Annotated in this window: 24 protein-coding genes; 14 read left to right on the top strand and 10 right to left on the bottom strand. The window is 42.9% G+C overall.

Features of this window, described 5'->3' with window-relative positions:
- Window positions 1–153 precede the first annotated feature (153 nt).
- Window positions 154–870: a DUF4163 domain-containing protein gene (locus P4361_RS01630; RefSeq protein WP_328088068.1), complete on the bottom strand. Its 717-nt coding sequence runs from the start codon at window positions 868–870 to the stop codon at window positions 154–156.
- Window positions 871–1,389: 519 nt separating this feature from the next.
- On the opposite strand from P4361_RS01630, the gene P4361_RS01635 reads away from it, so the two are divergent.
- Together P4361_RS01635 and P4361_RS01640 are read left to right on the top strand one after the other, a co-directional pair.
- Window positions 1,390–2,895 (top strand): malate:quinone oxidoreductase, encoded by a 1,506-nt coding sequence (locus tag P4361_RS01635; RefSeq protein ID WP_328088069.1) that lies wholly within the window; start codon window positions 1,390–1,392, stop codon window positions 2,893–2,895.
- Between the two features lie 549 nt (window positions 2,896–3,444).
- The gene (locus P4361_RS01640) at window positions 3,445–4,212 is read left to right on the top strand and encodes an SDR family oxidoreductase (RefSeq protein WP_328088071.1); all 768 of its coding nucleotides are present in this window, start codon (window positions 3,445–3,447) and stop codon (window positions 4,210–4,212) included.
- 107 nt (window positions 4,213–4,319) lie between these two features.
- Here P4361_RS01640 and P4361_RS01645 read toward each other — a convergent pair whose 3' ends face one another.
- Together P4361_RS01645 and P4361_RS01650 are read right to left on the bottom strand one after the other, a co-directional pair.
- A complete protein-coding gene (locus tag P4361_RS01645) occupies window positions 4,320–5,075 on the bottom strand; it encodes a Nif3-like dinuclear metal center hexameric protein (RefSeq protein WP_328088072.1) in 756 nt (251 codons plus the stop codon).
- A 94-nt stretch (window positions 5,076–5,169) separates the two neighbouring features.
- The gene (locus tag P4361_RS01650; protein ID WP_328088073.1) at window positions 5,170–6,408 is read right to left on the bottom strand and encodes a helix-turn-helix domain-containing protein; all 1,239 of its coding nucleotides are present in this window, start codon (window positions 6,406–6,408) and stop codon (window positions 5,170–5,172) included.
- A 268-nt stretch (window positions 6,409–6,676) separates the two neighbouring features.
- Between P4361_RS01650 and P4361_RS01655 the strand changes: the two genes are divergently transcribed.
- The 4 genes from P4361_RS01655 to P4361_RS01670 all read left to right on the top strand — a co-directional run bounded on the left by P4361_RS01655 (window position 6,677) and on the right by P4361_RS01670 (window position 10,210).
- The gene (locus P4361_RS01655; RefSeq protein WP_328088074.1) at window positions 6,677–7,852 is read left to right on the top strand and encodes a styrene monooxygenase/indole monooxygenase family protein; all 1,176 of its coding nucleotides are present in this window, start codon (window positions 6,677–6,679) and stop codon (window positions 7,850–7,852) included.
- A 188-nt stretch (window positions 7,853–8,040) separates the two neighbouring features.
- Window positions 8,041–8,367 (top strand): hypothetical protein, encoded by a 327-nt coding sequence (locus tag P4361_RS01660; RefSeq protein WP_053356999.1) that lies wholly within the window; start codon window positions 8,041–8,043, stop codon window positions 8,365–8,367.
- On the top strand, window positions 8,339–9,484 hold the full coding sequence (locus P4361_RS01665; RefSeq protein ID WP_328088075.1) for a pre-toxin TG domain-containing protein: 1,146 nt from the start codon (window positions 8,339–8,341) through the stop codon (window positions 9,482–9,484). Before P4361_RS01660 ends, P4361_RS01665 begins: the two co-directional genes overlap by 29 nt.
- 27 nt (window positions 9,485–9,511) lie before the next feature.
- Window positions 9,512–10,210, top strand: coding sequence for a hypothetical protein (locus tag P4361_RS01670; RefSeq protein WP_328088076.1), 699 nt, complete (start codon window positions 9,512–9,514; stop codon window positions 10,208–10,210).
- Between the two features lie 97 nt (window positions 10,211–10,307).
- Here the strand turns inward: P4361_RS01670 and dhaM are convergent, their stop codons facing one another.
- The 5 genes from dhaM to P4361_RS01695 form a co-directional block, all read right to left on the bottom strand.
- Complete coding sequence (dhaM, locus tag P4361_RS01675) at window positions 10,308–10,673, bottom strand: dihydroxyacetone kinase phosphoryl donor subunit DhaM (RefSeq protein ID WP_328088077.1); 366 nt, start codon at window positions 10,671–10,673, stop codon at window positions 10,308–10,310.
- Window positions 10,666–11,268: a dihydroxyacetone kinase subunit DhaL gene (gene dhaL / locus P4361_RS01680; RefSeq protein WP_328088079.1), complete on the bottom strand. Its 603-nt coding sequence runs from the start codon at window positions 11,266–11,268 to the stop codon at window positions 10,666–10,668. The genes dhaM and dhaL overlap by 8 nt, the downstream gene beginning before the upstream one ends.
- Before the next feature lies 1 nt (window position 11,269).
- The gene (dhaK, locus tag P4361_RS01685) at window positions 11,270–12,256 is read right to left on the bottom strand and encodes a dihydroxyacetone kinase subunit DhaK (protein ID WP_328088080.1); all 987 of its coding nucleotides are present in this window, start codon (window positions 12,254–12,256) and stop codon (window positions 11,270–11,272) included.
- A gap of 192 nt (window positions 12,257–12,448) precedes the next feature.
- Entirely contained in the window at window positions 12,449–14,044 is a 1,596-nt protein-coding gene (locus tag P4361_RS01690) for an APC family permease (RefSeq protein WP_328088081.1), read from the bottom strand.
- Between the two features lie 129 nt (window positions 14,045–14,173).
- Window positions 14,174–14,503 carry a MerR family transcriptional regulator gene (locus P4361_RS01695; RefSeq protein WP_053357005.1) on the bottom strand — a complete coding sequence of 110 codons (330 nt, stop codon included), beginning with the start codon at window positions 14,501–14,503 and terminating at the stop codon, window positions 14,174–14,176.
- A 211-nt stretch (window positions 14,504–14,714) separates the two neighbouring features.
- Between P4361_RS01695 and P4361_RS01700 the strand changes: the two genes are divergently transcribed.
- From P4361_RS01700 to P4361_RS01720, 5 genes are all read left to right on the top strand, one after another.
- The gene (locus tag P4361_RS01700) at window positions 14,715–15,077 is read left to right on the top strand and encodes a CidA/LrgA family protein (protein WP_234293321.1); all 363 of its coding nucleotides are present in this window, start codon (window positions 14,715–14,717) and stop codon (window positions 15,075–15,077) included.
- The gene (locus tag P4361_RS01705; RefSeq protein WP_256224591.1) at window positions 15,074–15,775 is read left to right on the top strand and encodes an LrgB family protein; all 702 of its coding nucleotides are present in this window, start codon (window positions 15,074–15,076) and stop codon (window positions 15,773–15,775) included. Before P4361_RS01700 ends, P4361_RS01705 begins: the two co-directional genes overlap by 4 nt.
- Window positions 15,776–15,792: 17 nt before the next feature.
- Window positions 15,793–15,936 (top strand): Fur-regulated basic protein FbpA, encoded by a 144-nt coding sequence (locus P4361_RS01710; protein WP_082683571.1) that lies wholly within the window; start codon window positions 15,793–15,795, stop codon window positions 15,934–15,936.
- Window positions 15,937–16,187: 251 nt separating this feature from the next.
- A complete protein-coding gene (locus P4361_RS23180; protein WP_425590215.1) occupies window positions 16,188–17,435 on the top strand; it encodes a site-2 protease family protein in 1,248 nt (415 codons plus the stop codon).
- 154 nt (window positions 17,436–17,589) lie between these two features.
- The gene (locus tag P4361_RS01720) at window positions 17,590–19,602 is read left to right on the top strand and encodes a methyl-accepting chemotaxis protein (RefSeq protein ID WP_328088082.1); all 2,013 of its coding nucleotides are present in this window, start codon (window positions 17,590–17,592) and stop codon (window positions 19,600–19,602) included.
- An 89-nt stretch (window positions 19,603–19,691) separates the two neighbouring features.
- Here the strand turns inward: P4361_RS01720 and P4361_RS01725 are convergent, their stop codons facing one another.
- Window positions 19,692–19,964 (bottom strand): YqhV family protein, encoded by a 273-nt coding sequence (locus P4361_RS01725; RefSeq protein WP_053357009.1) that lies wholly within the window; start codon window positions 19,962–19,964, stop codon window positions 19,692–19,694.
- 337 nt (window positions 19,965–20,301) lie between these two features.
- On the opposite strand from P4361_RS01725, the gene cspD reads away from it, so the two are divergent.
- Window positions 20,302–20,499 (top strand): cold-shock protein CspD, encoded by a 198-nt coding sequence (gene cspD, locus P4361_RS01730; RefSeq protein WP_053357010.1) that lies wholly within the window; start codon window positions 20,302–20,304, stop codon window positions 20,497–20,499.
- A gap of 129 nt (window positions 20,500–20,628) precedes the next feature.
- On the opposite strand, the gene P4361_RS01735 is transcribed toward cspD, so the two are convergent.
- Entirely contained in the window at window positions 20,629–21,045 is a 417-nt protein-coding gene (locus P4361_RS01735) for a hypothetical protein (RefSeq protein ID WP_328088118.1), read from the bottom strand.
- 227 nt (window positions 21,046–21,272) lie between these two features.
- Between P4361_RS01735 and hpf the strand changes: the two genes are divergently transcribed.
- Entirely contained in the window at window positions 21,273–21,830 is a 558-nt protein-coding gene (gene hpf / locus P4361_RS01740) for a ribosome hibernation-promoting factor, HPF/YfiA family (RefSeq protein ID WP_053357012.1), read from the top strand.
- 165 nt (window positions 21,831–21,995) lie between these two features.
- Window positions 21,996–22,820, top strand: coding sequence for a GNAT family N-acetyltransferase (locus P4361_RS01745; protein WP_328088085.1), 825 nt, complete (start codon window positions 21,996–21,998; stop codon window positions 22,818–22,820).
- Window positions 22,821–22,845: the final 25 nt, after the last annotated feature.

Genomic DNA, 22,845 nt, shown 5'->3' on the forward strand with positions numbered 1-22,845 from the left:
TCGCACGAAGAAAATGTGAAATTCATTTTCGAGGAGTCTCGCACCTTGCACTCCAATCAACTTATCAATGAAGCATCTTTACAAGAAGGTTCCCAAGCAACAATCTTTTAGAAAACAGCTTAATAAAAAATATCTTACGCCAATTCGGGTCACTTATTGATAAACTGACTTTGGAATTTTAATAAATGGATTCCCATCATCATATGATGCAATTTCATATTCATCATAATCTTGAAATAGCAGATAAATTCCGTCTTTATAAAACGAGAATTGAGAGTTTTTGTTAACTGTAACGTCGCTTAATTGAAATACAGAATGAGAATATGGTTTATGTGTACTAAGATATTTAAATGCATACTTTTGTACTTTTTTATAATTGCAAGATGTTTTAAGAATATCATCAATTTTATAGTGTTTACCTGTTGAAAGGTCAAAGTTATACATTGTTACTTTGCCTTTTCCATGTGCTCCCCCAGTATAAGTGTATTCCAAATAATAGATACTCAATTTACCATTTGAATTATGCTTTACTTGATAAAGAGAGTTGAATGAATATTTACATTTAGGAGTTTTTTTACATAACTCTTTTTTTGGAACCTCTTTTTCTGCTTTCTTAACATTAAGGTAAGAATTGTACGATTTTTCAGCTGCTTTTTTAAGTGTGGAATTAATCTTACTGGCCGCATTTTTATTGATTCCGTAAACTTGAGGATACCGTAATAAATAAATACCTTTATATGAGTGTTTTGTAAATTCAGCTTTTTGTGAGCTTGCATCAGAGTCTGTACTTGGCGCGAAAAAAGAAAAGGAAAAAACCATAATTAACAGAACTGCTGAGACCATTCTCAAAAAAGATGATCGTTTTTTCATGTGAAATCCTCCCAGTCCCAAAAGATTTCTAATTGATCATATGGGTAAAGAAATTCTCCGCTTGAACTTTGGTATTAATATCCTACGCCAATAACCCTTTATATGTTAGTCGAAATGTCTAGTAGGAAGTTACAAAATTTTATTTAAGGGCATGTATATTGCACTGTACGCCGATGATATGCAGCAGAGTTTGAATAGATACGCGGGTAAAATCTCCTTAATATATTTCATCCCAAACTGCATTTTAACCATACGGTAAAAGAAGTTTTTGGGACAAAAAATCATTAATGCTTTGGTTTTTGTGTGTTTCTAGGCCTTTTGGACGGACTAATCACTTTTATCAACTTTTAAAAAACTTATAATTATCATATAATAGTAGATGATTTAGTATTTAAATGATTGTAATACATTATGATATGGTTATAACTGGGACAGAAAAAGTGTGTGACTAGATCGCATCTTAGCTTGGTGTGAGGCCTGCATCTTTTCTGCAAATTTTAGGCGAAAAGGTTGGTAAAAATGAGCAGCAGAGAAACTAACACTGACGTCATTTTAATTGGCGCCGGAATCATGAGTGCGACTTTAGGGACAATCTTGAAAGAATTAGTACCGGAATGGGAAATTAAAGTGTTTGAGAAGCTCGAAAACGCAGGAGAGGAAAGCTCTAACGAATGGAATAATGCGGGAACGGGGCATGCGGCACTGTGCGAGCTTAACTACACGGTCGAAAAACCGGATGGGTCTGTAGATATTAGTAAAGCTATAAAAATTAATGAACAGTTTCAGCTTTCAACGCAGTTCTGGTCCTATCTTGTAAACGGCAAGCTGATAAAAAATCCCCAGGACTTTATCATGCCATTGCCCCATATGAGTATGGTACAAGGGGAAGAAAACGTAGCGTTTTTAAAGAAACGTTTTAAAGCGCTGTCAAACAATCCGCTATTTCAAGGGATGGAATTTTCCGATGTTCCGGAAAAACTGTTGGAATGGATTCCGCTTATCATGGAAGGCCGTTCATTGAATGAACCGATAGCAGCTACCAAAATTGACTCTGGAACAGATGTCAACTTTGGTGCGTTGACGCGTAGGTTGTTTGACCATTTAAAGACTAAAAACGTCGATATCAAATACAAACATAGTGTTGATAATATTAAACGTACAAGCGATGGCTCGTGGGAATTGAAAGTGAAAAATCTCGATAGCGGCAGCGCAGAACGCCATACGGCAAAATTTGTCTTTATTGGTGGCGGAGGAGGAAGCCTGCATTTACTGCAAAAATCCGGTATTCCTGAAGGGAAACATATCGGAGGATTCCCGGTAAGCGGAATCTTCATGGTATGCAATAATCCGGAGGTCATAGCGCAGCAGCATGCAAAAGTATACGGCAAAGCTAAGGTTGGGGCTCCGCCAATGTCTGTTCCGCATCTTGATACCAGATATATCGACAATAAGAAATCGTTGCTATTTGGACCATTTGCCGGCTTCTCACCAAAGTTTTTAAAAACTGGTTCCTTGTTCGATTTAGTAACTTCCGTAAAACCGGATAATGTCTTAACGATGCTGGCGGCAGGTGCAAAAGAGATGTCATTGACAAAGTATCTGATTCAGCAAGTTATGTTATCAAAGGAACAGCGCATGGAAGAGCTGCGGGAATTTATTCCGACCGCCAAAAGCGAGGATTGGGATTTAGTCGTAGCTGGCCAACGTGTGCAAGTTATTAAAGATACAGAGGCAGGCGGCAAAGGAACACTTCAGTTTGGTACGGAAGTGATTACTGCTGCTGATGGCTCGATCGCAGCATTACTAGGCGCATCTCCGGGTGCTTCTACTGCCGTTCACGTTATGCTTGAGGTAATCAAAAAATGCTTCCCGCAGCATATGGAAGAGTGGGAACCGAAAATCAAAGAAATGATTCCTTCTTATGGTGTTTCACTAATGGAAAACCCAGATCTTCTGCACGAAATTCATTCTTCAACAGCACAGGCGCTTGGTCTAAGCAAAAAAAAAGAGATGGCCTTTAGTTAATTCTTTGGATGTAGAAACTATTAATGGACAAGCTTTCTATGATGAAGAGATTGAAAAGACAATGATTGAATAAAACAGAGATAAAATAAGGCTGTTTTCGTAACCTTTGTTGCTTTTGAGAGTTGTTGATTTCCGTTTCAGGATGCTCGTTTTCCGCGGGGCGGGCGGTGAGCCTTACCGGCGCAAGCGCCTGTGGGTCTCACCTGTCCCGCTAGTCCCGCAGGAGTCTCGCATCTTGCACTCCAATCAACTTGTCAATGAAGCCTATATACAAAAAGGTTCCCAAAGCAACAATCTTTTAGAAAAGAGCCTAAAATAAAAAATTAAAAACAGAACCTTTGATCTTCTTTGGATTGAAGGTTCTTTTTTAAAAATTCGCATCAACTAACGGTTTGCAATTGCAGAACGGCATCCAATTAGATGTCTTTTTATTATGGTCTCAATAGCAACATAATTTGCGAAAAGAGCCTTTTATTACGTTCAATTGTTTGTATAAAAGAAAAGGGGTTGATAGAATGAACCTAAAAATCCCAGTCAGGAGGAACAGCAATGGGTCTTACGGGAAACACCATTTTGATAACAGGCGGGGCTTCAGGGATCGGATTTGCTTTCGCTGAACGTTTTATAAAAAAAGGAAACAAGGTCATTGCAGTTGGCCGGCGGGAAGAAAAGCTGGCAGAAGCAAAAGAGATGCTCCCAGAACTGCATACAAAAGTGTGTGATGTTTCCAAAGAGGAAGAACGCATTGAACTGGTTGAGTGGGCAGTCAATGAATTTCCGGATCTCAATCTATTGGTGAATAATGCAGGAATCCAGCAGCGAGTCAATTTGCAAAACGCTGCACATGACTGGAGTTATTATCAAAAGGAGTTGGCGATCAATATTGAAGGTCCCATCCATTTGTCCATGCTGTTAATTCCTCACCTGAAAAAACAAAAAAGGGCAGGCATCATGAACATAACATCAGGATTGGCGATACAGCCAGGAGTCTGGGTCCCGATTTATAGTGCAACAAAAGCAGCGATGCACTCCTTTACGCTTACACTAAGACATCAGCTGGCAGACACGAATATTGAGATCGTGGAAGTGATTCCTCCTGCTGTAAATACCGACTTGGGAGGCGTTGGTTTGCATACGTTCGGTGCTCCGTTGGATGATTTCGCGGATACTATTTTTGAAGGATTGAAAAAGGAACAATTGGAGGTTGGTTACGGCGGGACAGAAGAGCGTCTTAGCGCTCCGAGGAAGGAAATTCAACAAGGAATCAAGATGGCGTGGCAAAACTTTCAGAAAAACAATCCGGATTTTATGAAGTAATATTTAATCCCCTTTCATTTGGAAAGGGGATTTTGTTGTTACCGGGTTTTGGCAGATAGAGAGAAATAATGAGCAGTTTTGGGGTGAATAACTCCATTTTGTGCTCTTTATCTGGCCTCAAAATGAGACTCTTCAATCCTGACGATACTGATCTCTTCATGCTGCTCTTTTATTTTTTTTGCCAGGCTTTCTACACCAAATATCTCGGTAAACGTATGGCTTCCGGCAATAAGATTGATTCCTGCAAACTGGGCATATTGGATACTGTATAACGTAGCTTCACCTGTTATGTAGGTATCACATCCGGCATCCACTGCCTTTTTGATAGTGTTGGAGGAATGGCCCGCTCCCGTCACCATACCGATCCGTTTCACTGGCCGGTCATGATGCTTCCAGGCACGAACGTGTTCGTTTAAGGTTTGGGTTGTTTTTTCAGTCAGGACTTCAAAGGATTGCGGTTCAGTAAACTCGCCGATCCCTGGAATGTCGCCCTCATCATAGATGGAGAGTTGAATGATATTGTTGATCTCAAGTTCGTTCATCAGCGATGTGCACGTTCCAAATTCCACATAATCAAGTGGCCCATGAATATAAAAATGGCTCATGTTGTGTTCTTTTAATTTTTCCATGCAGACATCCCGCAAGCCGCAGAGGAAATCCCACGCATCGTGATGCGTCAGCAGCAGGTCAACGTTTTGAGCGGCTGCAAGCTCTATGGCTTCCAGGGAAAGATTTGTGCAGTAGCCAACTCTGTTAATCTCGTTCTTTACACAGCTCGTGAAACCATAATCATCAAGAAACTCACTAAGAAGCTCTTCAGGAAAAAGTGATTTAATCGTATCTTCAAATCGATCCAGGTTCATAAGTGGAACTCCTTTTGATTTTATAGGTGCCATTTATAGGTGCCAGGCACCGCAATTACACAAGTATGTAAAAGCGGTGCCTGGCACCCGGTTATTAAATGAATGAGCTCTCGACGCTGTTGGCTTCACAGTAGCATTCGCTTGAGCGCTTGTACTGTTTCTTCCGGTAATAATAATCGCCCAGCTGTTCATAGCACATCCGGATATACATGAATTCATCCTTCTGCTTGAAGATGGGAAGGGCGGTCTCTTCAAGAAAAATCTTATAATCTTCTTCGTTACGTCTTTTTTGCACTTGAAATTGCAGGATCTTCAGCAGGCAGTAGGTTTCGTTCAGTTCGCCTTTTAACAGCACTAGCCCTTTTTCAATCCAGCGGGTGGCATCTTCAATCTCGTTCAGCTGAAAAAGGTTACTGGCGAGAAGGTAGATCGTAAGCTCCCCGCCTTGCAGATCTTTGCGCACATTAAGAGATTTTAAGAAATAATCGATCGCTTCCCACGGCTTCTTTTGCTTATGATAGACAATCCCAATATTATGATAGATATGTATCTTTAAATGGCCGATGTCCGGCAGGGATTCGATGCCTTTCAGCGCCTTTTTAAAATAAGAGAGGGCAGTTGCGTGTTCGTTGATCCGGTTGTAGTTGATGCCCAACAGGATGTAGCAATCGACCACTTTAAAAAATAAGATGTTTTTGTTGAACTCTTCCATCGCCCTCTCGGAGTGAAAGATGGAAAGTGTAATCTTACCCAACCGGCTGTAAATGAGTGCAAGCTGGTAATGGTATTCCGGCTCATTTACATATTCGCTTGCTTTTAAATACAGCTCCAGCGCTTTTTGAAAGTGTCCTTTTAAGTATTCATTCAATCCTGAAAAGTAAAAGTAGTATCCTTCAATCTCTTTTGGCATATACGTCATGTATTTTTCGGCAAAAGCCAGCTGCTCTTCGGCTTTGTTAAATTCTCTAATAAGCAAAAAATGCCGGGTAGCGGCCAGGTGAAACATCGTTAAAAGTTCTATGTCGGTGATGCCTTTAATCTTCTTCTCGATCGCTGCGTAATGGTCGGCGGAAGCAGGTCGATTTCTTGCTTTTATATCTTCATACCAATTAAAAATCATCTTCTTGATGCCATCGCTTGAGGAGGATTGCAGAAGATCATCGTATTCAATATTCAGCCTTTTGCAAAGCAAAATTAGAATTTCCCGAGAAGGGACGATGCTGTTGTTCTCGACTTTACTAAGGTAGGGAACTGAACATATGCCAGAAGTGAGTTCTTTTTGGGTAAGTTTATTTTTTTCTCTAAAATACTTAATTTTCTCCCCTCTAATCATGATCCACCTCTTTAATCCATTCTAGTTTTTTCTATCATATCATATAAAAAAACTGATTTTTCCTATTATATACATAATTTTGCCGATTTCTATCCCATTTTGTCTGTAAATGGCAAGGAGGTTTGATTTCAAAGAGGATAAGTCGAATTTCCTAGGAAATAATCTGTCGAAACCTGTTCTATATTTCCTGTTTTTAAAGGTAAAAAAGGACTTTACCCATCAAAGAAGAAGTTAGGCATAAGAATTTTTAATAAAGGAGTTGAGGGTTTTGAAAAAGCGTATTGGAATTGTGGGAAGCGGAACGACCGGATTGCAGCTGGCTTATGCTTTAAAGAATGATTTTGAAGTGGCCATTGTTTCTCATCGTACACCAGAACAGCTGCGCAGCGGGCGGATCATGTCCACGCAGGTTCATTTCAGTCCAACACGAGCCCGCGAGGAACGATTTCATATGCCGAAGTGGGAAAGCGATTCAATGATTGAAAGCATTCATATCACGGTCGGTGACCAAAAGCTGTTTGCGGGTATGCTTGAAAAACCGGCATTATCCGTCGATCAGCGTCTGGCATACTCTCGTTATGCAGAAGAATTAGAGAGAGCTGGTGTGTCCTTTCAGCAGAAAAAGGTCATAAAAGAGGAGATTGAAGCATTCAGTGACGAATTTGATCTGGTTATTGATTGTACAGGAAAAAACGGTCCGCTTGTTCCGTTTCCAGTCGAAAAAGAACTTACTCCATTTCAAACCCCGCAGCGAAAATGTATCGTCGGGTATTTTAAAGGAGTGAAACCAACTTCTCCTCTAGGTGTCAGTGTGACGGTGATTCCGGAACTTGGGGAAATGTTCGAAATTCCTTCTGAAACGGAGTACGGTCCTGTTACGATCCTGTTCATCACGGCCGTTCCTGAAGGGCCGCTGGATATGTTTAAAGGCATTAAGACACCTGAAGCATTCACGATAAAAATGAGAGAAGCCGTCGAAATGTTTTTTCCTGAAATCCATGAGCGAATTGTAGATATCGAGTTCGCTCTATGTGATGAGAACGGCTTCTTACAAATCGCGATTACTCCAGAGGTACGCATACCTTATCTCAACGTGAACGATAAGCTGTTCCTTGGCTGTGGAGACAGCGTAATTCTCAACGATCCGATTACCGGACAGGGAAGCAATCTCTCATCCTATTGCGCGGAACAGCTGTCTGACTTGCTGATTGAACATAAGCATTCTGATCGATGGGATGAAGAACTCGGCCGTTTATACTGGGAGCGTATAAAGTCCTTCGTCAAAGAGGTGACAGAGTGGACGAACGCCATGACACAACCACTTCCAGGGCATGTCATTCAGATGCTGCTGAGTGCTGCAGAAGATCAGCAAAAAGCGGATCAGATAGCCCGCTGGTTCGAAAACCCATCCACCGCTCACCAGGCATTTCTCGCGAAGGTGTGATAGCGAGGGTGCCAGGCACCGTTTTTACACACTTGTGTAATCTCGGTGCCTGGCACCCTTTTCCTTTTTTTTCTCATGTCTAGTCCAATCATCCCGTCTTTTAGCAAATTTTAGTAACTTAGTCTAGTACCTCCATCCCTTTTTCTTTTTTACAATAGAGAGACAGAGATTGAGCAGGCGGTGATGTCGTGATTTTTGATAAGCAGAAATACAGGATGCAGGCTGAGATGCTGGATTGGTATTCGCATAAAGTGAATGAATCGATGCAAAAGCTCGACCAGCTTAGATGGGATCGAAACCGTGTGCTGACAAAAGCTGATACATGGGAAAGCAAAAGCAAAGCCACCTACCTGCAAATCATGTCAGAAGCAGCAGTCACTCACTTTGCTTCGGCAAGTACAGGAGAACAATTGAAAGAAGCGTTAAAAAGAGAAGCAGCCCGGCTGAGAGAAATGGCGAATGAAATGGAAAGGCAGGAGAAGCTGGATGAGTCAAATCAACGTCAAGCCCGATGAACTCGAAGCCCTTGCCAATGATATAGAAAAGTTGGAAGATCAATGCGATGACATTAAAGATGCGTTAAAATGGAACTATAATCTCCTCCATGCAACCTACTGGGATATCGACAGTACCCATGCAGGAGGACTCTACCATAGCCTTATTCAAAAACTCGATCATTATAAGACACTGTTGAACAATGCGCAGGAAGTCGTCAAAAGAACGGAAGCCCAGTTTCGTGAAGCCGATCAGGGTTGGTTTGGCAAGGCGAAGGAATGGGGCATGGAGCTCGTCGGCGTAAACGACGTTGTCCGTATTTTTGCCGAGTATGACCCGGTAACCGGTGAAAAGCTTGATGGATGGGACAGGCTTCAAGCTGTTGGCTGGACGGCGCTGACCATCTTTCCACCTGCAAAACTAGCGGGATTGGGAGGCAAAGCGATCATTAAAGGTGCGAAGGTTTTAAAGATGGGCGACAAAGCCGTCGAAACGATCCGCGGTATGATGAAGGTGCTAGATCCTAAGATTATAAAAAATGCTTTTAACAGAGCATTAGCTGGCATAAAAGAGTTCCCTTTGTATCCTAGAACTATTTCTCAATTAACTACTGGACATAATGTTATTGATTTTTATAAGGTTAAAGATTTAGGACAATTATTTTCTGTCGCAAATGGCAGGGCAGGAACAACTTTAAAAAAATCCGGAAAAGTTTTAAGAACCTTTTCAGGGGGTCTTAAATACAGAACCACACATGGCGAAAATGGAGAATTATTGTCCGCATTTGCAAAAATTGAAAAACATCATATAAACACAGGTACCGCTACCAATACTTCATCTCGTGAATTGGCTAGAGTACTTGGCAAATCAACGGATGATGCAGGGCATGCGATAGGGAAAAAATTAGGAGGACCTGGAGGGTCTAATTCTGGTAATATCTTTCCTCAAACTCCAAGCGTAAATCGTGGTGACTTTAGACAATTTGAAAAAGAAATTTCGCAAGAGGTATCCTCAGGTAAAGAGGTTTTTGTTAGGGTAGTGCCTAAATATCATAGTGGATCTACAAGACCTTATGAAATACTTTATCAGGTACGTATTGATGGTCAGACGATTAAAAGGATTTTTCCTAATCCCTAGTAGTTCTAGATTAAAGGAGTGTTAATTTTGAGTGACTGCTATCGAATAAAGATAAGTGATAGTGAAGAGACGCAAAGTCAGAGCGACCTTTCTTTTTTAGGTGGAAAACCTAGAGTACCTAAATCTATTGATATACCTAAATGTGAATTATGTGGAGAAGAACAATCTTTTTTCTTTCAAATTGCTTTTCCAGAGAATCATAAATGGAATGAATTCAGTATGGCAGTTTTTGCATGCACTTCTTGTGCTCATGAAGGATATTTTATTCCAGAGATGCTTGAGGACGAGCTATCTGGAATTAATATACCGAGTGATTTTTTAAGAGAATATCAGAAAAATTTCAGAATAGAAGTTTTTAAAACAACTGATGGAGCTATTCAGACTAACTATAAAGAAAAAGTAAAATTCAAAAGGATTACTTTGATTGAAGAGATTGATAAAGAAATATTTAATAATAAAATTGGAGGTTCCCCAAATTGGGTAGCTGATGATGAAACTCCGGGCAGCTATAATAAAACAGAACCTATGGTTTTCCTGATGCAGTTGCTTGAAGATTTTAAATTTGAAAAATTACCTGATGCACCTTCACAAGTGAAACTAAGCTTTACTAAAAAGCAAGAACCTTCAAACAGGGATTATTATGAACTCTTTTTAGGTAATAATATTTACTTTTTTGGGACAGCAAGCCTTGAGAATCCGCTAGTTTACGTTCTTACTCAAATATAATAATTAAGAGTGAAGAAGGGGCTGTCCAAGAANNCAAAAAGGGGCTGCCTGAAGGTCAATTTTCGACTTTCTGGACAGCCCCTCCTTTTTACCTTTATTAAGAAAACTCCCCCTCCAACGCCTTCACAATCTTCTCCACCGACTGTCCCTGTCCGCTCTGGACAGCGGCCAAAAACGCGCCTTCCACAAGGGGAACATCCACAAATTGAATGGTTCGATCACCGGTGTAGAGCTCCAGTGCCATCTCGGCGTTCATGGTCGCTGAGCCGATGTCGGTTAAGATGATGGCGTCGTCGGTTATTGAAGAAAAAGCTTCTTCAATCCGGGAGACATCTGTTCCGATCTTTCCGCCTTCTAAGCCTGCAGCATTGTGAATCTCCACATCCGATGCCATTTCGGCGAGCAGTTCTTTAAGACCGTCAACCAATTTTTCACTGTGAGATACGAGAATCAGATTAACCATTAAGCACCTCCGCGAACTGGCGAAGCAGAATGGAACTGGACAACGCACCTGGATCCTGAACACCCTTGGAGGCGTCGCCGAAGTAGGAGGCTCGTCCTTTTGTTGCCTTCAATTCCTTCGTATTAGCCAATGCTTTTTCAATCACTGTCTCAAGGGGTTCATCACTCTTAAGAGCTTCGGTAAACGGCTCCCAAACATCCAGCATCGTCTTTTGGCCGGCTTGAGATTTTCCGCGGGCGGCAATGCCGTCAACGGCTTCCTTAAATCCGTTGTACAACTCATCGCCTTCCACCGCATCTTTGCCGTTCCACTTGGCTGCGAATTTTACAAAAATGGTACCGAAGAGGGGTCCGGATGCGCCGCCGACTGTTTTGATCAAGGTCATTCCGACAAGCTTGGAAAGCTCACCGAGATCTTCAAAAGAATCCTTGTTCTCCAGTTCTTTTTTTACCGCCAGAAAACCGCGTGACATGTTGATGCCGTGGTCACCGTCTCCAATTTCCCGATCAAGGTCTGTGAGTTCATCTTTTTGCTGTTCGATCTGTTCTGCGGTTTGAAGCAGCGCTTTTTGCAATCCTTCTGCAGTTAGTTTCATCTTATTCACCTCTCACTGGAAATCCTATCGTATTTGACGGGGCATCCAAGTACCCCAGTAATTCATCATCTACAGCTAGCAGCGTGATGGAAAAACCGTGCATCTCTAGAGCTGTCATATAGTTTCCTGTATAGCTGCGGACGATTTCATATTCTTTCTGTTCCAATTGTTCACTCACATATTTATAGGTTAGATAGAGTTCGGACACCGGGGTGCCGCCCATCCCGTTCACCATGACGGCGATCCGTTTGTCTGTCACTTCTGCGGTCAGTTTCTCCAGCATCTGAGCGACAATCTCTTTTACCGAAGCAATGGGTTTCCGTTCGATGCCTTTCTCTCCATGGATGCCAATGCCGATCTCCATTTCATCTTCGTGCAGGTCAAATCCCGGTTTTCCGCTTTCCGGCATATAGCAAGGGGAGAGGGCCATCCCAATGGAACGCACCTGGGCAATGGCTTTTTCTGCGATCTTTTTTACATCCTTTAACGATTTCCCTGCAGCCGCTGCGGCTCCAGCAATTTTATGAACGAACACAGTACCTGCAACACCGCGCCGGTCATCATGGTTCTTTATGGCGATGTCGTCGTTGACGATTACCGTTTCGACCTGGATGCCTTCAAGTTCTGCCAATTCTTTCGCCATGTCAAAGTTCATCACATCGCCAGAATAGTTTTTTACAATCAAAAGGACACCGGCACCTGCATCTGCTGCCTTGATTCCTTCAAGAACCATGTCCGGCGTTGGGGAGGTGAAGATTTCTCCGCATACTGCCGCACTAAGCATACCATCACCGACATAGCCTGCGTGGGCAGGTTCGTGCCCGCTTCCTCCTCCGGAAACGAGACCGACGTGTCCTGAAGGTGTACCGTCTTTTCTTTTAATCACATTTACGCTTTCCACTTTTTCGTATTGATCGGGGTGGGAGCGTACGAGTCCGTCAACGATGTCTGATACGAATTGATTGGGATCCTGCATGAGTTTGTCCAACTTCATCTCTCCTTCTCTGCTTGAAATCGAGTACTGATAAGAACCCGTTATTATAACTTTCGCTGGAAATCTGGAAAACTGTCAAGGAATTAAAACGCTTTCTTACTATTCCCCGCGCTCTTTTGCTTTAATCATAGAATAGCAGTCTCGAAATTTAAAAACCCCTGCCGCTTAACTGACAGGGGTTAACGATCAATGGGTGCTTTCCACATCATCCATTTTGATCTCTGGGTCGTCGAGGGCTGAATGAACGCCCCAATAATAGAATATGATTGAAAGAACGCCGGCCACCAACGTGTCCCAAGGTGCGTGGATGAGATGGTCTGCTCTCGTTCCCGGGCCATAGCTGCCGACATATGACATGGCAAGCAGGAATAAGTAATAGATGATGAGCCACCATCCGGATTTCAAATGAAGCCTGACTTTTTCTTTTGAATATGATGCTTCACGGTACGCAAAAATGAAATATAGAATAAGTGATAAAATAATGATCGGAATGATGAACGAGACAACCTTCCATTTGCTCCAATAGATCACCAGTGTTGCACCGACAAAAGCAAGCGGAGTGACGATGTTGGCCGCTTTGAGCAAGAATGGACGCTTGAGTTCGGTCGCTCTATGGCGAAGGGACATTAAGGATACAGGCCCGACGACAAAGGTTAGCGCTTTCAGCGAGGTGCTGGCATCGACCAAGTCTGCCCATGCCTGGAACCGGTAGGGAAGCATCCAGATGATGGCCAGCGCAAGAGTAAGCCAGAGTGCCGCACGCGGCAATCCGCTTTTTTTATCAATCTTCTGAAAGATCTTAAAGAAATAGCCATTCTTTGCCCAGGCGAAGAGAGAGCGGGCTGTTGCTGAGAAATAGATATTCCCGGTAGCGGAAGGCGAGATGACCGCATCGACGAGCACCAGGTTGGCAAGCCATACGATTCCGAGTGCAGAAGCCAAGTCTGCCCATGGAGAGTCGAAGTGGAGGCCGCTCCAGCCTTTATCCAGCATATTTGACGGTACGGCTCCTATGTAGGCAATCTGCAGCAGCATGTAGACAAGGAGGCCGATCAGTACGGCGTAGATAATGGCAAACGGAATGCTTTTCTCCGGACGCTTCGCTTCACCGGCAAATTCGATCGGCTGTCGGAAGCCGTTAAAAGCAAACACGATACCGGCTCCTGTAACGGCAGCGAATATCCCTTTGGCACCGCCAGGCTGTGCACCGCTCACAGCGAAGTTAGAAGCATCAAAGTGCATGAAAAGCACGATGATAATGATGGAAGGAACGACGAATTTAAAGACAGTAAGAAAAGTATTGATTTTGCCGAATAATGCGACGCTCCAGTAATTAAGGAAAAAGAACAGAAGGATGAGACCGATCTGAACGGCAAAACCTGCGAACGTAGGCGTTCCGTCTTTATGGCCGAGGGCGTCAAACCAGTATTCCAGGTACCCCCTGACCGCTTGCGATTCAATACTGATGACCGCTGAATAGGCCAGCATGGAGATGAATCCGATCAGAAAACCGACGATGGATCCGTGAGTGAAATCCGGATAGCGGACAAAGCCGCCTGCAACGGGGATAGCCGCGCCAAGTTCTGCATAAACAAGTCCGATGAACATGATGATGACAGCCCCGATGAGCCAGGAAATCCAGGCATAGGGTCCTGCGTATTGAGCACCGGTGGCCGCTGCATACAGCCATCCTGATCCGATAATGGAACCGAGCCCGAGAAACGTTAAGTCCAATGTGTTTAGTCTTCGTTTAAATTTACCATTGCTTTGATCTGCAGCCACTTAAGGCACCTCCTTAATTTTGGTAAAGTGTATATATAGTAAAATTCCCCTGAAAATCAGCGGCATAAACGCTGTTCAAAATAAAAACCAGTTCTTTCAGGCTATAACCTGCAGAAACTGGCATCTTTTCTATCTTTTTATCATATTAAAATGCGCGTTCAACTGCCCCCTGATCATCGTATCCCGCAACTGTTCTTTTCTCGTTCGTTCCTCTGCTTTTTTCAGCTCCTTCCTGATTTCATGCGTCTGAACCCCGTCTTCTCTCTTGTCTGCTATGCTCATCAGCATCTCCACATCTGAAAAGGAATACTTGCGTGTGCCTTTTTCCGTCCGGGCAGGAAAGATTAAATTCCGCTCTTCATAATACCGGATCTGCCTGACCGATAACCCCGTTAAGTCTTTAACCGTGCCGATGGAAATCACTTTTTTCTCTTTATATGAGGAACTCTCATTAGACACCCACATCACTCCTTTGTCAGTGGTGGCACGAAGTTCTTTCCATTACTATAATGTTTTCTTACCTTAATGAAAAGAAGTATGTTAGATTTTCTCACATGAGTTTTTGCTCTTTGAAAAAAGTGCGTAAGGTAATCTGACAGAATGGGAGATTTCTGTATTTTTCTTTTTTATAATAGCCTTAACCGTTCCGGGTAACTGAGGGGGGATCATTTTGAAAACATTGCTATGGCAGTTTGGGATCATCCTTATGGCCTTAGGAGCAGGAAACGCAGCTGCATCATTTTTTCATTTGCCGCTGTCCGGAAGTATCATCGGAATGTTTTTACTGTTGCTTGGCCTGCTGGCTGGAATCGTGAAGCTGGAATGGGTGGAAGGAGCGGCAAACTATCATCTCCGGCACATGACGCTTTTGTTTATTCCGCCGGTTGTCGGACTCCTGTTGAACTGGGGAACCGTTCATGTTCAGATATGGAAGGTGTTGCTCGTGCTTTCATTGAGCAGTTTATGTATTTTACTGGGTACAGGATTTTCTGTTGAATACTACGAAAAGAGAAAGAGGAGGAGAAATCGATGAGCATGATGTTGGGGAATGCCATGATAAGTATTGTCACAACGAGCCTCGCATATTTGTGCGGGTTGAAGGTCTATCGCAAGTCCAATCATAACGTCTGGCTGAATCCGCTATATACGGTTACGCTGCTGCTGTTTCTTCTGCTGCCTTTTCTTCATATGGATGTAAAAACGTATGAAAAAGGAAGCAGCATCTTTTCCATTCTTCTTCAGACGGCGATTGTATCGCTTGCTATTCCTGTTTACAAACAATACCCGCTCATTAAGAAAAATATAAAGAAAATCACGGTCGGAATTGTCAGCGGCGGTCTGGCAGGAGTTGTCTCTGCAGGTGCGTTCGCTGTCCTGCTCGGATTTAAAGGAAACGTGGTCGCATCATTGCTCCCAAAAGCGGCAACCTTGCCCGTAGCTTTATCTGTTTCGAATTCTCTTGGAGGAACAGCATCTTTAACTATTCTTTTTGTATTGTTCTCTGCTTTATTTTCGCTGATCGTCGGCCCCCGCGTACTGGACAGATGCAACATTAAAAGTAAAACGGCCCGGGGACTGGCAATGGGTGTTTCAGCACAGGCGCTCGGAGCCAACCGGTCGTTCCAGTGGGGAGAAGAAGAAGGTGTGATGGGAAGCGTCGGAATGACAACCACAGCTGTTCTTGTTTCTGTTTTCATTCCAGCGGGCATGATAATAATTGCGTATCTATAAAGGAGGTTATCATCAGTATGGAACAGAAAAAGCAAGTCTTGATCAGTAAGCTGATTGATGCAGGCTACTATAAATCAGAGAACGGCCATCTGCACGAACTGAGCGTAGAGGAACTATTGAAAGAATACCAGACGCTGAAACTTAAGGCGCTGTATCAATAGAGCGTGGCATTGGTGGTGCCAGGCACCGCCGTTACACAAGTATGTAAAAGCGGTGCCTGGCACCACAGTGCTGAGGCACCACGTGCTGAAAAGTGAAGATGGAGAGTTGATTTAAACCGCCTGATCCTAGGCGGTTTTTCTTCTGCGGGTCTGTAACTTTTTCCACATTGGTACGTATATGTGGTATGGTTTGGATAGAAAAAATTACAGATTCTTACTTCTTGCCGCAGAGATTATTGGGGGTATGATGAATGGCTGAAAGAGCTGAAAAAAAGAGCCAGTCTAAAATTTTGACGGTTCTGGCTGCAATTGGTGTATTTATTTTAGGAAAATTAAAATGGGTATTTGGATTATTGAAGCTTGGAAAATTTGCAACGCTCATTTCCATGTTCCTGTCGGTCGGTGCCTACGCCGTCTTTTACGGATGGAAGTTTGCTGTTGCCCTTGTGTACCTCCTTTTTGTCCATGAGATGGGCCATTTGGTCGCCATGAAGCGAAAGGGCATACCTACCTCGCCGGCGATTTTTATCCCCTTTATGGGTGCGGTCGTGGGAATGAAAGAAATGCCCAAGAACGCAAAGGATGAAGCATTTGTAGCTTATGCCGGGCCGCTGTTCGGTTTGCTGTCCTTTTTGCCGGCCGTTTATTTGTACGAGACACAAGGATCGCCATTCTGGGGATTGGTTGTATTTTTAGGCGCGATGCTGAACCTTTTCAACCTGTTTCCGGTATCTCCGCTGGACGGGGGCCGGATTGTAGGTGTTCTTTCCACAAAATTATGGCTGATCGGGCTGATCTGTATGATTCCATACATGTTTATTTCACCTGATCCGATTATTTTTTTGATCTTCTTGTTCGGAATCGCCACGTGGTGGAGAAGGGTGAGAGAGGATTATGTCCTGCAGGAGAGCAGCCAGGCGCTGGAAATCTGCCGCAGAGAAGAAGAAAAAATTCATTCTCTCGTGGAAGACATGAGTGAATACCGGGAGCTTCCTAACTTTCCATACATCGTGGATACTTTTATCGATGAAGGAAGGGTGCAGCAGCAGCGTTTGATGCGCCAGATTCCAACAGGAAGGAATATTCCATTCTTTCATGATAAAAAACGTCTGAAAAAAGCCGCATTGCTGACGGAGCTTGAATTGCTCGCTAAACGGGAAAAATGGTTCCTGCTTATCTACAAAGAAGAAGTCATGAAAGAGCGGGAGAAAGCGCGTATTCTTGCTGAGAGGTCTTTGCATCCAGAGGAAGAAACCCATTGGGAAGAGCCGGAGGGCGGACGTCCTGAAATCGTGGTTGAGGCCTATCTTTCGGCTGTGAGAGAGGAAGCAGATAAACAGCAGGAAGAGGTCGACCGGCGTAAGAATTATTATGTCGCAAACATGAAAACAAAAGTTATTGTGCTGATCTTGTATCTTGCACTCGCTGGTGTGTTATCCTACTTTGCCGTTTATGGGCATACCATCATGGAAGTCCACCGCGAGCTGCTGGGGAGATAATATTGAAAAAAATTCAGGTGCCAGGCACCGTCGTTACACAAGTGTGTAAACGCGGTGCCTGGCACCCTATTTCTGAATTTTCGTATAAATTTTTTCACCTTAAAGCCGATAAAAAGGAAAATACAACTTTCTACAGCTTTAGGGGGATCAGAGGATGTTTAAAAAATTACAGACCAAGCTTATGGTATCCATTGGGATACTAGTTGCAGTTTCACTAGTAACAGTGTCCTTATTTACGTACCGTCAGACGAGCGGTGAAATGCAGACCAATATTGAAGAGCAAGCAACAGGGGTTACAGGCCATTTGAAGAAAACCACTGAAATGTATCTGACGTTATATGGTGATACGATCGAACGATACAGCAATGACAGCCGGGTAATCAGTTATTTAACTACATTGGAAAAAAATGAAAAGAAAGGTCTTGATCAAAAGTGGCCTTTAGTGGATCAAGATTATCAATCTTTCTTAAATTTAAATAAAAATGTGGCAGTATTGTATGTAGGGGCTGCAACAAAGCAATTTAAAACTACCCCAAAGATTGACCTTCCTCCCAGTTTTGACCCTACTTCAAGACCGTGGTACCAAAATGCTGTGAAGCAGCCAGGTAAAATTCTGTGGACCGATCCATATGTTGATGCAAGTTCAGGAGAATACGTGGTTACGGTTGCCAAGAGTGTCATTCAACCTGGAAGCGGTAAAGTTCTGGGGGTAGTTGGACTTGATTTAAGTTTGGCCGGTTTATCCAAGATGATCAATGAAACGAATGTTGGTTATAAAGGGTATCCGATATTATTAGATGGAAAAGGGATTGCGCTAGTACATCCCTCACAGCAAAAGAAAAATCTTTCTAAAACAGGATATGTAAAAAAGATGTTGGAGCGCAAAGGCGGCTTGGCACATTTCACGAGCAACAGCAGCAAATTTGATCTGTTTTACCAAACGGTAGATAAGACTCATTGGAAAATAGGTGTAGTTTACGATCAAAAAGTATTAATGGCTGGTGCCGCCAAGCAAGGTGAAATCATGTTGTTTATTACCCTGTTATCGGTTATCGCTTCGTTAATTGTTACTTTCTTTCTTTCAAGGAGCATCGCAAAACCTATCAGTGAAATGAGAAATAAGATGGGATTGGTGGCAGAAGGGAACTTGACCATCAAAATGCAGGAAAAAGGGAGAGATGAGATAGCTCAGCTTACCGTTCATTTTAATAAAATGGTTGGTGATATACGAAGTTTGATCAGTTCTGTTGAAACGTCTATCTTTCAAGTTACGGATTCAGCCTCAAATTTAAGTGCGATCGCAGAAGAAACGATAGCAACAAGTGATGAAGTGGCAACCGCCGTTACGGAAATTGCTACAGGCGCTATGAAGCAAGCAGAGGATGCCGAAGAAACGAATAATAGAACACTGGAACTGGCTCATCACATTCAGCAGCTTAATAGCGAGACAGACAAGATGCTGGGCTTATCTGATCAAGCCTTTGAAGCGAATGAAACAGGTATTTCAAAGATAACTTTATTGGATGAAAAATCGGAAGAGACGAGTAATGTGCTCGAAACAATCGGCTTCGTTATTCTAGGGCTATCAGAAAAAGTACAGGAGATAGAAGAGGTTGTTCAAACCATCACCGACATATCCAATCAAACGAATCTATTAGCTCTCAACGCCAGTATTGAGGCTGCCAGGGCAGGAGAAAGCGGAAAAGGCTTTGCGGTTGTTGCGAATGAGGTCAGAAAACTGGCAGAGCAATCCAAAAACGCGACTGAGCGTATCCGCCAAACCATTGAGGGAATTGAAACGGAGACAGAACGTGTCGTTAAAGAAATGGAGAACACCAAAAACATCTCAGTTGAGCAAAAAGAAAGTGTTAAGAACACCATCGAAGCTTTTCAGCAGATCTCAAATACGGTCCTGCAAATTGTAGATTCCATCTCAGGCGTTCGTAAAGAGGTAGAATTTGTTCAATCATTTAAAGAAGAAGTTGTGGGATCCATTCAAAATATCGCTGCAGTAGCGGAACAATCTGCAGCAGCTTCAGAACAAGTCAGCGCTTCAACCGATGAACAGGTCCGTGCACTTGGTAGTGTGGCTCAATCGGCAAACGAACTCAATGCAGCAAGCAGCCATTTACAGGATCAGATTAAGCACTTTAACCTCGAGTCGTAAAATTAGATATCTTACTATAGCATTCGAATGTTAAGCACTGCCTTTAAATGATGTTAAGGCAGTGCTTTTAGCATTTTGGGATAACTTATTCATTTCCTTATTCCGTAGACGATGAGCCCCAGTCCCGCCAGGATCCACAACAGTTTACCTGTACTGATCTTGGCGGTGATGCCGACTAGCCCCAGGGACATCGTGGAAAAGAAGATGAATGGGCCGATGATGGATAAAGTGGAATTGATCAGCAGTGCTTTTTCCACAGAATTAAAGCGGAGCATCAGGAAAGCGGCGGATACTTCACATAAGCCGGAAACCATTCGGATCAATGCCATTCCAAGGACAATCTTCTCAAACACCTGAAACATATCTTCAACCCCCATTGCGGGTGCCAGGCACCAGGATTACACACATATGTAAAAGCGGTGCCTGGCACCGTCTGCTCCATACACTATATGTTGTCCACATGGAAGTAGAAGTGAATAATATTTCCCGGATTCTTATCCATGGATTAAGAAGGATTTTTCACAAATCCGGGTGTTTTTATTTAGTATTTTAAAAGAATATATCCGGAAAAAGATTATTCGACAAAACTTCTCACTATTCGCTAAATGAAGAGTTTGACAACAAATTTTTAAATATGTAATACTATGATTGTATAGGGCAACTATACAGATCGTCATGATGAAGGGATAGTGAAAGTGCATGCAAGGTAAAGTAAAATGGTTTAATGCAGAAAAAGGTTTCGGTTTTATTGAAAGAGAAGACGGAGACGATGTATTCGTACATTTCTCAGCAATCAATTCTGATGGTTACAAATCTCTTGATGAGGGCCAAGAAGTTGAGTTTGAAATCGTAGATGGAGCTCGCGGACCTCAAGCAGCTAACGTAACGAAACTATAATTTAAACTAACCGATACATCGGATAATAACCCGGCATTCACAGAATGCCGGGTTATTTATGTTCTGATTTTTGATGTGGTGCCAGGCACCACCTAATGAGGCACCAACTAATGGCACCGCATAAACCAATCAATACTCTTCTTCGGATTTGTGGACTTTCTTGAACTTGCCGACGCGGGAGCCGAGGAAGTAAGCGCCGAGGATGGCGGCGACGAAGCCCAGACTGATAAAGAAGCCGACGCGCTGGTTCGTGTGGAGCAGGGAACCAGCGATTGTAAATGCGATCAGCGCGATTCCTAAATAAGAAGTCACCGGGTAGGATGCAGAACGGTAATGTTCTTCCTCCGCACCGATCAGCTTTCTTTTTTTAATATGAGAGGCCAGGATAATCAGCCAGTTCAAAATAAGCAAGATGCCTGCAGAGGTGGTCATGTATTCATAAACGGTATCCGGAAGCAAAAAAGAAAACAGTACAGAGATGGCAAGCCCGATTCCGCTGAGCATCAGCGCTGCTGAAGCTACACCTCGACTGTTTTTCTTCTGCAGGCGCCCCGGTTAACACTTTGTTTTACAACATTTTGATTATGCACGGTCATCCCTCCTGATTTATACATACCCATTGTTCCTGGAACCTATCTCTTCCATAAATGTAAATGCAAAATGAAAGATATGTCGATAAAGTAAATTTTTTGTCAAGAGATTTTTAAGTTTACGAAGGAATTGATAAAGGGTATATCGAAATATATATACATCACGGAAGGAGGAGTTAAGATATGCAATTTAACATTCGTGGAGAAAACATTGAGGTGACTCCAGCTTTAAGGGAGTATGTGGAAAAGAAAGTTGCTAAACTTCAACGCTATTTTAACGAAACTCCGAACACTGACGCGCATGTCAACTTAAAGGTCTATAACAATGACCAATCTGTTGAGGTGACCATCCCTATGACAGGGTTGCTGCTCCGTGCTGAGGAAAGCCATACGGATATGTATGCTGCAATCGACCTCGTGATTGAAAAACTAGAGCGTCAGATTCGTAAACATAAAACGAAGGTGAACCGCCGTTCCAAACAAAACGGAGGCATTCATGAAATGATTGCCAACAGTGCAGATGCAACAACAACTTTAGTCATTGATGACGAAGAGGAAGACGAGTTTGAAATCGTCCGTGAAAAACGATTTGATTTAAAACCAATGGATACTGAAGAAGCCATCTTACAGATGGATCTGCTGGGCCACAACTTTTTCGTATATAATCATGCGGAAACCGGTACTACAAACGTGGTGTACAAACGCAGAGATGGAAGATATGGCTTGATCAGCCCAGAATAACTTTTTACTTTTACTAAAATAAAAAAATCAGCCGGCTCGAGGGAGAACAGTGCCCTTTGAGCCGGCTTTTATTTTGCCTGCCATTTCCTCATTCCTGATTTCATTAGAGGACTTTTGCTGCTCGGCAAGAAATGAGAAAGAAAGAGAAAAAATTGGGGGATCCACATGCTATCAGAAAAACAGCTGTCAGATATCAAAAAACTTCAGCAGCAATGCGAATCAGATGAAAACCTGCAATTAAAGCTGAACTGGGACATGCTTGAACAGCGGACTGATGAGAGAAAGGAGGATTTTTTTCATTATGAGGCAGGTGAATTAGCTGCTTTTATTGGCCTTTACGGCTTTGGAAATAAAGTAGAGCTCTGCGGGATGGTCTCACCGGAATATCGGCGAAAAGGGCTGTTCACCTCCTTGTTCAAGGAAGCGCTGGAAGCTGTTAAATACCAGGGCTATGAACAGATCCTTTTGAATGCACCAGCCAATTCGAATACAGCAAAAGAATATTTAAAAACCGTTCCGTGCCGTTTCGCGTTTTCTGAACATCAGATGAAATGGCAGCAGGCCCCGCTTCAGCTTGAAGAGGGAGTCACGTTAAGGGCGTCCCGTCCAGAAGATCTGATGTTTGAGGTACAGATTGATGTTGACTGTTTTGGGTTTAACCCTGAAAAGGCAAAAGACTACAACCATCGAATAAAAAATGATGATAAACAGCAATTCTACATCATTGAGAATGATGGAAAAGCGGTAGGAAAAGTACGAGTGGCAGCTGATTCTGGTGAAGCTTGGATTTATGGTTTTGCGATTACTCCGTCGGAACAGGGAAAAGGAATCGGCCGAAAGACACTGAAGACCATTATCGCAGCTCAGAACGCGAAGGGAAATTCGGTCTTTCTGGAAGTGGAAGCGAAAAATAACCATGCCTTGAAACTTTATGAAGCTTGCGGTTTTAAAGCGTACTACACTCAGGATTATTTTCGTTTATCCAATTGATTGATCTGTTGAACACTCATTGTAA

It is taken from the genome of Fictibacillus sp. B-59209, assembly GCF_036216745.1.
Classification (GTDB): Bacteria; Bacillota; Bacilli; order Bacillales; family Fictibacillaceae; genus Fictibacillus_C; species Fictibacillus_C marinisediminis.